Consider the following 13,550-nt stretch of genomic DNA (forward strand, 5'->3'; position numbering starts at 1 on the left):
GGTCGGCAGGGGGTGACCGTGGACCGTCATTGATGGCAAGTTGTCTGTACAGCTATGGGTTCACTGTCCGTCATCGACGCGCCATCGAACCCCCCGTTCCCGTCCACCTGGGGCCCGTACACATAACGGGTCTGGACCACAGCTCCAGGCGCCCCCCCGCTTTGTACAAGGAGTCACCCCCGATGAGTCCGCAGCCCGAACTGTCGCGCCGCACCCTGCTCGGCGGCGCGGCCGCCGCCGCCGTGCTGTCCGCCCTCCCCCTCAGCGTGCGCGAGGCCCTCGCCGCGCCGGCCCGCCCCGGCCGACTGGCGGACATCCAGCACGTTGTGGTGTTCATGCAGGAGAACCGCGCCTTCGACCACTACTTCGGCACCCAGGCCGGCGTCCGGGGCTTCGGCGACCGGACGGCGGTGCGGGGCGTCAACGGCCGCTCGGTCTTCCACCAGCCCGACCCGAGCCGCAAGGAGGGCCACCTCCTGCCGTTCCCGATGAACGCCGCCCACACCAACGCGTACCAGCAGGGCGCCCCCGCGTTCGGCTTCGTCGACTCGATGAAGGCCTGGAACGACGGTCTCGCCGACGGCTCGGTCACCCGCCGCTCCGGCGGCTGGCTCGGCCAGGGCTACTACGAGAGCGCCGACATGCCCTTCTACCACGCGCTCGCCTCGGTGTTCACCACCTGCGACGCCTACTACGCGTCGGTGCAGTGCAACACCAACACCAACCGCGAGCACCTGATGACGGGCACCAGCGGCGGCACCGTCCGGGACACCCCGGTCACCGACAACACCGAGATCCCCGGTGGCTACGAGTGGACCACCTACGCCGAGCGCCTGGAGAAGGCCGGCGTCAGCTGGCGGACCTACCAGGCGCTGGACAACTTCGACGACAACGCGCTCGCCTGGTTCGCCCCCTTCGTCAAGGCCAAGCCCGGCGAGCCGCTGTACGAGCGCGGCATGCGCGCGGTCGGCGACCCGGCCAAGAAGAGCGACCCGTTCGCGATGGGCGACGCCCTGGTCGAGGCCTTCGCCGCCGACGTCCAGGCCGACACCCTCCCGCAGGTGTCCTGGATCGTCGCCCCCGCCGCGCTCTCGGAGCACGCCAACTACGCGCCGCCGAACGGCGAGCACCTCACCGCCCGGCTGCTGGCCGCCCTCGCGGCCAAGCCCGAGGTGTGGGAGAAGACCGTCTTCATCCTCAACTACGACGAGCACGGCGGCTTCTTCGACCACCAGCTGCCGCCCGTCCCGCCGCTGGCCACCGGTCGAGGCAAGTCCACCGTGCCGGTGGACGGCGAGGTCGTCGTCCGCGTCAGCAAGGGCGGCTCCACCTACCACCGCGTGGTGAGCCAGGACGGCAAGTACCGGGTCAGGGCCGCCGACGGCTCGCTCGCCTGGTCCGACACCCTGCCCGCCGGCGAGCGCGTGGAGTCCGGCCCGTACCCGATGGGCCTCGGCGTCCGGGTGCCGATGATCGTCGTCTCCCCGTGGACCCGCGGCGGCGTCGTCGACTCCAGCGTCTACGACCACACCTCGGTGCTGCGCTTCCTGGAGCAGCGGTTCGGCATCCAGGAGCCCAACATCAGCCCCTGGCGGCGCTCGGTCTGCGGCGACCTCACCAATGTCTTCGACTTCTCCGGCCGCGACCCGCGCTGGCCCGCCCTCCCCGACACCAGCGGCAACCGGCAGAAGGTCGTCGACACCGGCAAGCTGCCCGCGCCCACCGTGCCCAACCCGCAGTCCTTCCCGTTGCAGGAGCGCGGCACCCGCGCCGCCCGCCCGGCGCCCTACGACCTCACCGTCAAGCCGCGCCTCAAGGGCGACCAGCTGACCATCGACTTCATCAACCAGGGCAAGCAGGGCGCCGTGTTCGCGGTCTACCCGGCCCCCGGCGCTCTGCCGCGCCACTACACGGTCGGCGCCAAGTCCCGGCTCTCCGACGTCTGGACGGTCGGCCAGGACGGCTACGACCTGCGGGTGCACGGCCCCAACGGCGCGCTCTGGCACCTGCGCGGCACCGTCGACGCCGCGTACGAGATCTCGCTCTCCGAGGAGCGCAACGGCAAGGTGCTGGAGGTGGACGTGATCAACCGCTCGCGCACCGCCCAGACCTTCCTGGTCGGCGACCTCGCCTACGGCGACGGGCTGCGCGAGGTCCGGGTCGCCGCGGGCGACGACAGGACCGTCAACCTCAACGTCGGCCCCGAGGGCTGGTACGACGTCGCCGTGGGCGTGCGCGGCGAACTCGGCTTCCGCCGCCGGATCGCCGGCCGCTTCCCCTGGGACGGCGAGCACCTGCTCACCGACCCGGCGATGGGCCAGGCCGACCCGCTGACCGTGGACGTCGCGCTCAAGGCCGCCTCCACCACCATCGACGAGGCGATCCTGCTGCCCGGCCGCCCGGCCCGGGTCACCGCCCGCTTCACCGCCACTGACGCGCTGACCGTGATCGAGGCGCAGCCGGTCGTGCCGGCCGGCTGGACGGTCGCCGCCGTCACCGCCCCGCCCGCCGCGCTGGCCGCCGGGGCGAGCGCCACCGCCGAGTGGGACGTCACCCCGCCCGCCCAGCTGCCGGACGGCGCCACCCACCGCGTGCTGGTCACCGCCCGCGCGCTGGCCGGCAACCGCTTCGCCGTCGCCGACGGCGAACTCGCCGCCCGCACCGCGCCGGTGATGGCCGGACACCTGCTCGGCGAGGACTTCGAGTCGCTGGCGGGCGCGCTGCAGCCGGTCGCCGGCGTGGTCGGCTGGACGCCGCAGGCCCCGCAGGGCTGGTCGGTGGTCAACGCGCCGGCCATGCCGCAGGGCACCGTCCGGCTCCAGGGCTGGACCTTCCACACCAAGCGCGAGTGGTCCAACCCGGCCGGCCAGGACCGGGGCAACTTCACCCGGGGCCTGGGCATCCTGGCCGTCGCCGATCCGGACGACTGGGACGACACCGGCGCGCCGTCCAAGAAGGGCGTGTTCGACTCGACCCTGGTCTCGCCCGCCGTGCCCGTCCCGGCCGGGGCCACCACCCTGTACCTGGGCTTCGACTCGCACTACCGCCAGGAGGCCCCGCAGAAGGCCTCGGTCACGGCGGTCTTCGACAACGGCACCGAGACCCGGCTGGTGTACTACAGCTCGGACGCCACCGGCAACGACAACGCCGGCAAGGACGTGCAGAACGCCTTCATCGGCAAGCAGTTCGCCGTTCCGGCGGGTGCGCGCAGCGTGACGCTGAAGTTCCGGATGTTCGACGCCGGGAACAACTGGTTCTGGGCCGTCGACCACATCCGCCTGGACGTGAAGCCGATCACCGGCTGACGCCCGCGCGGCCCGTTCGTCCAAGGTGATCCGCCCGACGTGATCCGCCCGACGTGACCCGCCGGACGTGAGCCGCCCGACGTGACCCGCCGGACGTGAGCCGCCCGACGTGAGCCGCCCGACGTGAGCCGCCCGACGTGAGCCGCCCGACGTGAGCCGCCCGGCCGGTCCGGACCTGAACTCCTGGGTCCGGACGGGCCGTTCGGCCTCCCGGGAAGTGCGCCGACGGACTGTCAACAGGCGCGAACGCGACGCGCGCCCCGGCGCACCGGACCGGAAAGCGCCTGTTCGCGCGCCCCGGTGCGCCGGTAGGAATGGGGCCCCGTACGGAACGCCCGTACCGCGAGAGGAGCCGCACCGTGTCCCGTCTCCGCGCCACCGCACTGGCCCTCGGCTGTACCGCCGCCGCCCTGACCCTGGCCGCGACCACCGCGACCGTCGCCCAGGCTGCCCCGGGCGACATCGTGAGCATCTGCGCCAACCAGTACACCCCCGCCGGCTGGGTCGACATCGCCTGGGCCAACGACTACAGCTGCGGCGGCGGCACCTTCACCCCGAACCGGAAGACGATGGAGCAGGTCGCCGGCCTGCCGATCGGCACCACCCTCAACGTCTGCGCCTCGGCGTGGCCGCCGGCCGGCTGGACGCAGGTCTCGGAGTTCTACAGCCAGAGCTGCGGCTACTCGGCTGTGCCGAGCCTGAACCACAACTCCTGGAAGATCACCCGCGCCTTCTGACGTACCGTCAATTCCCCTCGGGCTCACCCGGACCACCGCCTCGGCGGGATGCGGGTGGGCCCGGCGCGCTCCCGGGCGGACCGGCCGGAAAGACGCTGTCCGTACCCGACGTTCCGCCGGTACGAATGGGTGTCCGGTGCGGATCGCGGCTGCCGCGAAACAGGTATGTCGGCGCACTGTCAACAGTGGCGAACCCGTCGCGTCACCCGATGTCCCGGACCGGAAAGTCACTGTCCGTGGCTGTGGTCCCACCGATAGGAATGATTCCTCGGTGCGGAGTGCCCGCGCCGTCGAGAGGAGCCGCACCGTGTCCCGCTTCCGTGCCTTCGCCGTGGCCGCCGGCTGTGCCGCCGCCGCGCTCACCATGACCACCACCGGTGCGCACGCCGCCCCCGGCGACACCCTGAACGTCTGCAGCAGCCAGCTCACCCCGACCGGCTGGGTCGACGTCCAGTGGTGGAACGACCTGAGCTGCGGCTCCACCTTCAACCCCAACAAGAAGCAGATCAAGCAGCTCACCGGTCTGCCGATCGGCACCACGCTCACCGTCTGCGCCTCGACCTACCAGCCGACGGGCTGGGTGCAGCTCTCCTCGTTCTACAACAGCAACTGTCGCTACTCCGCCGTGCCGAGCCTCAACAACAACGCCTGGCAGATCAAGCGCGTTTCCTGACCCGCCCTGCCGGCTCCCTGCGGGCGTCCCGTCGACGGCCCACCGGTCCCGCGCCGGTGGGCCGCCGGCGTACCCGGGGCCGGGTGCTCCGCACCTTCCGGCGCGGCCCGCCCCGAGCGGTCCCGTCCGCCGGGATCTCCTGGCCGTCGAGAGATAGGATCCGCCCCGTCCGCCAGCCCACCGGGAGGTCACCGCCATGCACCAGTCCCTGCTGCGACTCACCGGCGCCGCCACCGCCGTCTACGGCCTCGCCGTCGCCCGCCGACCCGCCCTGCTGGCCCGGCCCTCCGGCCTCACCGCGCCGGACGGCTCGGTGCCCGCACCGGTCGCCGCCTGCCTGCGCCCGCTCGCCCTGCGCGACGCCGCCTGCGGCCTCGCCATGGCCCTCGCCCCGAACGACACCGCGCTGCGCACCGCGACCGCCCTCCGGATCGCCTCCGACCTGGGCGACGCCGCGCTGCTCGCCACCGCCCTCCCCACCCGCCGGCACCGGGTGATGGCCGTCGTCGTCTCGGTCGGCTGGGGTGCGCTCTCGGTGGTCGGACTCCTGGCACGGCCGCGAAACCTCTCCGCCCGTCAAGTCTCTTAATCATCGAGAGATATGATCCGGGCTGTCCACGACCCCGCCCAGGCCCGGAGCGCGCCCCGCCATGCCCGCTGACCGTCCCCACGCCACCCCGCCACCCGCCCCGGTGCCTTCCGCTCCGGCAACCCCGGCCGGGACCCCGACCGGCCCGTCCGCCCGGCGCCGCCGCGCCCGGCTGCTCGTCCCGCTCGCGCTGCTGATCGTCTGGCTCGGCCTCGGCGGCGCCTTCGGCTCCTACGCGGGCCGGCTCGGCGAGGTCGCGACCAACGACCGGGCCGCCTTCCTGCCCCGCAGCGCAGAGTCCACCGAGGCCGCCCGGCTCGGCGCCGACTTCCGGACCGACAACGCGCTGCCCGTGATCATCGTCTGGGAGAGCCGCGGCGGCCCCCTCGACGGGACCGGGCGCGCCGCCGCCGAACAGGCCCTGCGGTCCGCCGCCGCCCTGCCCGGCGCCACCGGACGGGTCTCGCCCGCCCTCCCCGCCGCCGACGGGCAGGCCCTCCAGGGCGTCGTCCAACTGCGCGCCGACCTCGGCCGGCAGACCGGCGACACCGTGAGCGCCGTCCGCGAACTCGCCGAACAGGTCCCCGGCACCACCGTCGGCCTGGCTGGACCCGCCGCGATCGCGGCCGACCTCGGCGGCGCGTTCGCCGGCATCGACGGACTGCTGCTCGGCGTCGCCCTCGGCGTCGTCCTGCTCATCCTGCTCGCCGTCTACCGCGCCGTCCTGCTGCCGCTGCTGGTGATCCTCGGCGCCGTCTTCGCCCTCGGCATCGCCTGCGCCCTGGTCTACCTGCTCGCCGACCACGGCCTGGTCACCGTGGACGGCCAGGTCCAGGGACTGCTGTCGATCCTCGTCATCGGCGCCGCCACCGACTACGGCCTGCTGCTCTCCGCCCGCTTCCGCGAGGAGCTCCACCTGCACGGCGACCGGTTCGCCGCGATGCGCACCGCCTGGCGGCACTCGGTCGAACCGATCGCCGCGTCCGGCGCCACCGTCGCCCTCGGCCTGCTCGTCCTGCTGCTCTCCGACCTCACCAACAACCGCGCCCTCGGCCCGGTCGGCGCGATCGGGATCGCCTGCGCCGTGCTCTCCGCGCTCACCTTCCTGCCCGCCGCACTCGTGCTGGCGGGGCGGGCCGCCTACTGGCCGGCCCGGCCCGCCGCCGACGGACGGGCCCCGGTGAACGCCGTCTGGGCCCGGGTCGCCGAACTCGTCGCCCGCCGCCCGCGCGTCCTGTGGGCGGGGAGCCTGGTGGTCCTGGCGGCGCTCGCCGCCCTCGCCCCGACCCTGGACGCCGGCGGCGTCCCGCAGAGCGAGCTGTTCGTCAAGGCCCAGCCCTCCGCGGCCGGCCAGCGGCTGCTCTCCGCGCACTTCCCCGGCGGCAGCGGCAACCCCGCCGTGATCATCGCCGCGGCCGACCGCGCCGCGCCCGTCACCGCGGCGGCCGCCGCCGTGCCCGGGGTCGCCGCCGTCCGCGCCACCACCGCCGGGGCACCGGGTGCCGGGCCGGGTGGCGCGACCGGTGGCGCGACCGGTGCCGGGCCGGGTGCCGCGCCGCTGGTGGTGGACGGCCGGGTCCGGCTGGAGGCCACGCTCACCGACCCGGCCGACAGCGACGCCGCCATCGCCACCGTCCACCGGCTGCGGGACGCGGTGCACGCCGTGCCCGACGCGCGGGCCCTGGTCGGCGGCTACACCGCCCAGCAGGACGACACCCGGACCACGGCCGCCCACGACCGGCGGCTGATCACCCCGGTGGTGCTGCTCTGCGTGCTGGCCGTACTGGTCCTGCTGCTGCGCTCCCTGGTGGCGCCGCTCCTGCTGGCCGCCACCGTCGCGCTCTCCTACCTCGCCACGCTCGGGGTCAGCGCGGTGGTGTTCCCGCATGTCTTCGGGTTCTCCGCCGTGGACCCCTCGGTGCCGCTGTACGGGTACGTGTTCCTGGTGGCGCTCGGGGTGGACTACAACATCTTCCTGATGACCAGGGTCCGGGAGGAGTCGCTGCGCGTCGGCACCCGCGAGGGGGTGCTGCGCGGGCTCACCGCCACCGGCGGGGTGATCACTTCGGCGGGTGTGGTGCTGGCCGCGACCTTCGCCGCGCTCGCGGTGATCCCGCTGGCCTTCCTCGCCCAGATCGCCTTCATCGTGGCGTTCGGGGTGCTGCTGGACACCCTGCTGGTCCGTTCGCTGCTGGTGCCCGCGCTGGTCCGGGACCTCGGGGACCGGGTCTGGTGGCCCGCCGGGGTCGGTCGCGGGGCTCTCCGGTCGGGGTCGGGGGCGGGCTCCGGGGGTTGATCGGCGGGGTTGATCGGCGGGGTGATCCGTGGGGTGATCCGCAGGGCGGTGGCACGGCGCCGTTAGGCTGAACGGGTTGGATCGATGCCGTACGCGACCGGAGAACACGCCTTGTCCGAGCAGGAGGAGCAGCCGGAACAGCAGGAGCCCGACCAGGGGCAGGTGCCCCCGGGCGGACCGGCGCTCGGCCGGCTGCTCCAGGACCTCGCCTCCGAGATGAACCTGCTCGGCCACGGCTTCGCCGGCGCCAGCGGTCTGCACACCACGGACGTGCAGGCGCTGCTCGCGATCATGCGCGCGGCCCCGGAGCCCGGCGGGTCCGGCAGCGGCGGGATCACGCCCGGACGGCTGGGCGAGGAACTGGGCCTCTCCTCGGGCGCCGTCACCGCCGTGCTGGACCGGCTGGAGCGGGCCGGGCACATCCGCCGCGGCCGCGACGCCGCCGACCGGCGCCTGGTCCTGGTGCACTACCTGCCGGGCGCCGGCCGGATGGCGGCGGAGTGGTTCGCGCCGGTGGCCCGGCGGACCGAGACGGTGCGCGGCGAGTTCACCCCGGCCGAACTCGCCGCGGTGGCGCGCTTCCTCGGCCGGATCACCGGCGAACTGGCCGAGCTGCGCCGGGCGCGCTGACGGCCGGGCGGACGCGCTGCCTGCCGGGGCGTCCGCTCAGGCCGTGCCGCCCCCGGCACGTCCCGCGTCTCCGGTACCTCCTGCGTCTCCGGCGCGCCTCCCGTCTCCGGCACGCCCCCCGGTGCCGGTACGCCCCCCGCCGCCGCGCGCGGCCTCCTCGGTGATCCGCCGGGCCATCCCGCCGAACACGGCGGCGTGGAAGGGCGCCACCGACCACCAGTAGGCGTGCCCGGCCAGACCGCGCGGGTGGAACAGCGCCCGCTGCCGGTACCGGGAGCCGCCCGCGCGGTCCGGGGTGACGGTCAGCTCCAGCCAGGCCGGACCGGGCAGCCGCATCTCGGCGCGCAACCGCAGCAGCCGTCCGGGGTCGAGCTCCTCCACCCGCCAGAAGTCGAGCGAGTCGCCGACCCGCAGCCGTGCCGGGTCCCGCCGCCCGCGCCGCAGGCCGACCCCGCCGAGCAGCCGGTCCACCCACCCGCGCACGGCCCAGCCGAGCGGGAAGGAGTACCAGCCGTTGTCGCCGCCGATCGCCTCCACCACCCGCCACAGCGCGGCCGGGTCGACGTCCACCCGCAGCTCCCGGACGTCCTGGTAGAGGCTGCCGCCGGCCCAGTCCGGGTCGGTGGGCAGCGGGTCGCTGGGGGTGCCGGGCAGCGAGGCGGAGGACCACCGGGTGGCGACGTCCGCGTCCCTGATCCGCCGCAGCGCCAGCCGGACGGCCTCGTCGAAGCCGACGGCGCCGCCCGGCGGCTCGGGCAGGAGACGGTCGAGGTCGTGCTCGGTGCGGACCACCTCGTAGCGCAGCGACTCCACCAGCGGGCGGGCGATCGACCCGGGCACGGGGGTGACCAGGGTGACCCAGAGGCTGGATAGCCGGGGGGTGAGGACCGGCACGGCGAGGATCAGCCGGCGGGGCAGTCCGGCCACTGCGGCGTACCGCTCCATCATCCGGCGGTAGGTCAGCACCTCGGGGCCGCCGATGTCGAAGGCCCGGTTCAGTTCGGGCGGCAGCGTGGCGGCCCCGACCAGCAGCCGCAGCACGTCGCGGACGGCGATCGGCTGGATCCGGGTGTCCACCCAGCGGGGCGTCACCATCACCGGGAGCCGTTCGGTGAGGTGGCGCAGCATTTCGAAGGAGGCCGAGCCGGAGCCGATGATCACCGCGGCCCGCAGCTCCGCGGTCGGCACGCCGCTCGCCCGCAGCACCCGGCCGACCTCGACCCGCGAGCGCAGGTGCGGGGAGAGCCGCCCGGCCGGGACCCCGGCGGGGGCCAGGCCGCCCAGGTAGACGATCCGGCGCACCCCGGCCGATTCCGCCGCCCGCCCGAACGCTTCGGCGGCGGCCCGGTCGGTGGCCTCGAAGTCCGCGCCGGTGCCGAGCGAGTGCACCAGGTAGTAGGCGACGTCGATGTCCCTGAAGGCGTCGGTGAGGCTCTCGGGGCGGGTGACGTCCCCGGTGACCACCTCGACCCGGCTCCGCCAGGGGTGGTCCCGCAGCCGGTCCGGGGCGCGGACCAGGCACCGTACGGTGTGGCCGGCGCCGAGCAGTACCGGCACCAGCCGTCCGCCGATGTAGCCGGTGGCCCCGGTGACCAGGCAGCGCAGCGGTCCGCCGGGGGGACGGTTGTCGTGCCGGTTGTCGTGCTGGTTGTCGTGCTTGCTGTGCTCGTTGCGCTCGCGGTGCCGGTCGTGGCGGTCGTCGGAGCTGGAGGGTTCGGTCACGGTGGCTCCCGGGGGCGGCGGTGGGCGGTCGCCGGTGGGCGGTCCGGCCGGAAGGCGTACCCGCGTCGCCGGTGTCCTGCGCACCCCCGATCGGCCGTCCCGGCCCGTCCGGCGCACCGGGACGGGGGCAGGATCCGGGCCGGACGCCGCGCAGTGCGGTGCCGGGCCCGGCGGACGCGGTGCCGGGCCCGGTAAACGCGGTGTTCGGGGCCAGGGGCCGATGGTCCCCGCGATTCAGCCCCTTGGCCCCTGGCGGATCGGCCGGTCGGGGGAGATGCTCCTGGTACAGCCGACCGGACGACAGAGGTCCGGCCGGACGGTGCTCGCGGACGAGGTGAACCGGCGTGCGGCATGCCACCGTCGAATCAGTGATGACCAGTCCCGTGGTCCGGGTGATGCCCGAGACCGGTTTCCGGGAGATCGTCGCGCTGCTGGCCGAGTACGACATCACCGGTGTGCCGGTGGTGGACGACGACGGTCGGCCGCTCGGCATCGTCTCGGAGGCCGACCTGCTGCTCACCCTGGCGGCGCAGGAGGACCAGGGCAGTCTGATGCCACCGCCCGGCGCTGCCAGGCCCGGTCCGGACGGCTCCGTCACCGCTGCCGATCTGATGAGCGGACCGGTCATCTGCATCACCCCGTCGACCAGCGTGGTCGCGGCGGCCCGGTTGATGGGTCGGCACGGTGTGAAGCGGCTGCCGGTGCTGGACGTGGACGGCCGGGTCTTCGGCATGGTCAGCCGGGGGGACCTGCTCCGGGTCTTCCTCCGGGAGGACCGGGTGATCCGCCGGGAGATCGTCGAGGAGGTGCTCGGCCGGGTCGAGGGCGTGAGCCCGGCCCTGGTCGGCGTCGAGGTCGACCAGGGCCGGGTGGTGCTCAGCGGTACGGTGCCGGAGCCGCACCTCGTCCCGATCGTGCTGAACCTCTGCCGCTCGGTGGACGGCGTGGTGTCGGTGACCGACCGGCTGAGCGCCGACACCTTCGGCGGTCTGGGCCCGGAGGACGACTCCCCGGACTCCTCGGGCTCCCCGGACTCCCCGGGCTCCCCTGGGGGCGCGGGTGGGGGCACCGAGGGCCCTGGAGGAGGCACCGGTGGGCGCGGGGCCGACGGTCGGGCCGGGGGTGCGCGCAACGGCAGCGCGCGCGGGAGTGACGCGCCTGCGCCGGTCCGCTGACCCAGTACGCCCGCGCCCGATGCCCGTCGCCACCCCGTTCGACCGGGAATCGGCTGGATCCGGAGCGTCCGGTTCGAATATTGCGCTGCGTATCGGGCATATCACCCTGCGTGTGCGGCGGTAGCGGGCCGCCGCGCCGCCGGTGACCGGGGAGGCAGCCGTGGCCGTCGTGTTCGACGCGGACTTCACATCGACCAGCCAGTGGATCGCGGGGCGCAGCAGCGCCTATCCCCGGATGGGGCCGACCAACCGGGGTGACCACAAACTCGACTTCCTCAGCCGCGCGTACTGCCCCGGCGGGCTCTTCACCGCCGTCCGGCGCCACGGCGGCGACCTCTGGACGTGCAATCTGCTGACCACCGAGGGCAGCCCCGAGGGCTTCCAGGTCCGCACCGGCGACGTGCTGAGCGCGCGGGTCACCCTGCCCCGCGAGCTCGGCGCCTGGCCCGCGATCTGGACCTGGCGGGACGGCGGCAACGAGATCGACGTCTTCGAGTACCACCCCGACAATCCGGACCTGCTGGAGATCTCCAACCACGTCCGGGGCGGCTACCGCTACTGGCACGGGGCCGAGGCCGGTATAGCCCCCGGCGTGACCTTCGACCTGCGGACGGTCTTCGGGGCCTACTCGGTCGACTGGTTCGTCGACGGCACCCTGATCCACGCCGACCGGCGCGGCGTGGGTGCGGACTGGCACGCCTACCTGATCGTCAACCTGTCCGTCGCGGACGGCACCTACCACGACCGGCCGCCGATCTTCGGGTCCGACCTGCTCAGCTGGAGCTGCCACAGCCTGCGGATCGAGCGGGGCGGTCCGGACGGGCCGGTCGTCCCGGGCCGCGCGTGATCCCCGACCGGTCGCGCACGTCGGCGTGGGGCGAGCCGGGGACGGTGACCGGAGTCGCCTGCTGGACGCACGACATCGGGGCCGGCCTGGGATCCTCGACGTCCTGCTCCGGTGCCTTCACCGCCGACGGCGGTGGTCCGTCCTTCGATGTCCCCGTCGAGGGGCGGGTCGGCTCGCAAACGGTCCGGGCGCGGCTGGTGGACGGTTCGTCCGGCACGGCCTACGTCTCGCCGACGGTGCTGGCGGGGGTGTTCCCGGTGGGGCTCTCCCTCCTGCTGGCCGGCGTCCCCGCGGCGGTGACGGTGGTGTACGTGCGCCACGCCCGCGAACAGCGCGCCGGCGGCCGCCCGCGAGGACGAGGTCAGGAGCGGCGTTGACGCGGCGTCCGGCGGTGCATGCCGATGTGGCGGCGCCGCTGCGGTCCGCCGTCGTGCGATCGGGCCGGGAGCCGGACCCTACGGGGGGAACATCGCCGTCACCAGGCCGCGCGGTCCGGAGCGCTGGAACCAGACCGTGCGGCGGTGCGGGCCGATGTACGCGGGGTGGGTCACGTAGAGGTCGTCGCGCGGCGCGGTCTCGTTGCCGGGCAGGAGGGCGGCGTCCACCGCGTCGGCGGCGATGGTGCGGAGCAGAGCGTGGGCCGTGGCCGCCGCGGCGTCGGGGGAGATGGCCAGTGCGGTGAGTTCGTACCAGAGCGCCGTGGAGACGTAGCCGATGGTGGAGTGGCCCAGTGCCGGATGCGGGCGGTGGTCCGCGTAGCGGAGCAGCACCCCGGCCGCGACGAGGCGCTCGCGGTCGTCGGCCGGCGGGTGGTGGTTCATGGGGCGAACGCTACCCGGCCGGGTGCGGTCCGGTCCGGTGCCAGGGGCTTTACCGGTCCGGGGGCCTGTCGGCGGCGTATGCTCGCCGGTCCTCCCGCGCTCTTCCACCCCCTGTGCGCCTCACGGGTCGGTGGGGCGGCATCTCCTCACGCCACTCCGACGGGCGGGGGCGCACGATGGTGGTGCGGCGCCGAGCGCCCCGGGGCGGGCCGTCGGTCATGACGGCCACGCATCGACCGGGGTGGTGAGGAGGTCGTGATGAGGCACTGGAACGGCCATGGCTACGGCCATGGTGTCGGGCCCTGGGGCCTGGGCCTGTTCGCGCTGGGACTGCTGCTGGCCGTGGTGGCGCTGGTGGTAGTCGCGGTGCTCCTGACCCGGAGGTCGCGGGGCGCCGGTCCGCCGCCGCCCAAGGGCGTGTGGGGCGGTGGTCCGGGAGGCCCCGGTGGTCCGGTGGGCGGAGCGCTGCCGGCCTGGCCGGCAGCCGAGCAGGTCCTGGCGGAGCGGTTCGCGCGCGGCGAGATCGACGCGGAGGAGTACCGGCACCGCCTGGAGGTCCTGCGGGGGAGTGGTGGGCCGCCGGGAGCCGGTCCGCCGCCCGAGCCTTCGATTCCACCGGCTCCACCGGCTCCGCCCGGTCCGCCCCCGCCGCCTGCTGGAACCGCCTGACGCGACGGTGCCCCGCCGCGCGGTCGCGCGACGGGGCACCCTCGGTGGTCGGGGTGATCGGGGGGCCGGTGACGGCCCGACCGATG

General features: G+C 74.7%; 12 protein-coding genes. 10 read left to right on the forward strand and 2 right to left on the reverse strand.

The window, feature by feature from the left end; translation table 11 throughout:
- Nucleotides 1–182 precede the first annotated feature (182 nt).
- The 6 genes from OG715_RS38435 to OG715_RS38460 all read left to right on the forward strand — a co-directional run bounded on the left by OG715_RS38435 (nt 183) and on the right by OG715_RS38460 (nt 8,230).
- A complete protein-coding gene (locus tag OG715_RS38435) occupies nt 183–3,305 on the forward strand; it encodes a phosphocholine-specific phospholipase C (RefSeq protein WP_266272599.1) in 3,123 nt (1,040 codons plus the stop codon).
- A gap of 359 nt (nt 3,306–3,664) precedes the next feature.
- Nucleotides 3,665–4,042: a hypothetical protein gene (locus OG715_RS38440; RefSeq protein ID WP_266272598.1), complete on the forward strand. Its 378-nt coding sequence runs from the start codon at nt 3,665–3,667 to the stop codon at nt 4,040–4,042.
- A gap of 307 nt (nt 4,043–4,349) precedes the next feature.
- Complete coding sequence (locus tag OG715_RS38445; RefSeq protein ID WP_266272597.1) at nt 4,350–4,715, forward strand: hypothetical protein; 366 nt, start codon at nt 4,350–4,352, stop codon at nt 4,713–4,715.
- A 196-nt stretch (nt 4,716–4,911) separates the two neighbouring features.
- Complete coding sequence (locus OG715_RS38450) at nt 4,912–5,304, forward strand: hypothetical protein (RefSeq protein ID WP_266272596.1); 393 nt, start codon at nt 4,912–4,914, stop codon at nt 5,302–5,304.
- Between the two features lie 61 nt (nt 5,305–5,365).
- Nucleotides 5,366–7,600 (forward strand): MMPL family transporter, encoded by a 2,235-nt coding sequence (locus OG715_RS38455; RefSeq protein WP_266272595.1) that lies wholly within the window; start codon nt 5,366–5,368, stop codon nt 7,598–7,600.
- A 111-nt stretch (nt 7,601–7,711) separates the two neighbouring features.
- The gene (locus tag OG715_RS38460; protein WP_266272594.1) at nt 7,712–8,230 is read left to right on the forward strand and encodes a MarR family winged helix-turn-helix transcriptional regulator; all 519 of its coding nucleotides are present in this window, start codon (nt 7,712–7,714) and stop codon (nt 8,228–8,230) included.
- Nucleotides 8,231–8,266: 36 nt separating this feature from the next.
- Here the strand turns inward: OG715_RS38460 and OG715_RS38465 are convergent, their stop codons facing one another.
- Nucleotides 8,267–9,835 carry an SDR family oxidoreductase gene (locus OG715_RS38465; RefSeq protein WP_266274553.1) on the reverse strand — a complete coding sequence of 523 codons (1,569 nt, stop codon included), beginning with the start codon at nt 9,833–9,835 and terminating at the stop codon, nt 8,267–8,269.
- 488 nt (nt 9,836–10,323) lie between these two features.
- Here OG715_RS38465 and OG715_RS38470 point away from each other — a divergent pair, with 488 nt between their 5' ends.
- The 3 genes from OG715_RS38470 (at nt 10,324) to OG715_RS38480 (ending at nt 12,351) form a co-directional block, all read left to right on the forward strand.
- Nucleotides 10,324–11,127 (forward strand): CBS domain-containing protein, encoded by an 804-nt coding sequence (locus OG715_RS38470; protein ID WP_323182194.1) that lies wholly within the window; start codon nt 10,324–10,326, stop codon nt 11,125–11,127.
- Nucleotides 11,128–11,287: 160 nt separating this feature from the next.
- A complete protein-coding gene (locus OG715_RS38475; RefSeq protein WP_266272593.1) occupies nt 11,288–11,974 on the forward strand; it encodes a LamG domain-containing protein in 687 nt (228 codons plus the stop codon).
- Nucleotides 11,975–12,018: 44 nt separating this feature from the next.
- Complete coding sequence (locus tag OG715_RS38480; protein WP_266272592.1) at nt 12,019–12,351, forward strand: hypothetical protein; 333 nt, start codon at nt 12,019–12,021, stop codon at nt 12,349–12,351.
- Nucleotides 12,352–12,429: 78 nt separating this feature from the next.
- On the opposite strand, the gene OG715_RS38485 is transcribed toward OG715_RS38480, so the two are convergent.
- Nucleotides 12,430–12,795 carry a hypothetical protein gene (locus OG715_RS38485; protein ID WP_266272591.1) on the reverse strand — a complete coding sequence of 122 codons (366 nt, stop codon included), beginning with the start codon at nt 12,793–12,795 and terminating at the stop codon, nt 12,430–12,432.
- Nucleotides 12,796–13,053: 258 nt separating this feature from the next.
- Between OG715_RS38485 and OG715_RS38490 the strand changes: the two genes are divergently transcribed.
- Entirely contained in the window at nt 13,054–13,464 is a 411-nt protein-coding gene (locus OG715_RS38490) for an SHOCT domain-containing protein (protein ID WP_266272590.1), read from the forward strand.
- Nucleotides 13,465–13,550 lie beyond the last annotated feature (86 nt).

Origin of the sequence: Kitasatospora purpeofusca (genome assembly GCF_036010405.1) — a bacterium.
GTDB classification, from domain to species: domain Bacteria; phylum Actinomycetota; class Actinomycetes; order Streptomycetales; family Streptomycetaceae; genus Kitasatospora; species Kitasatospora purpeofusca.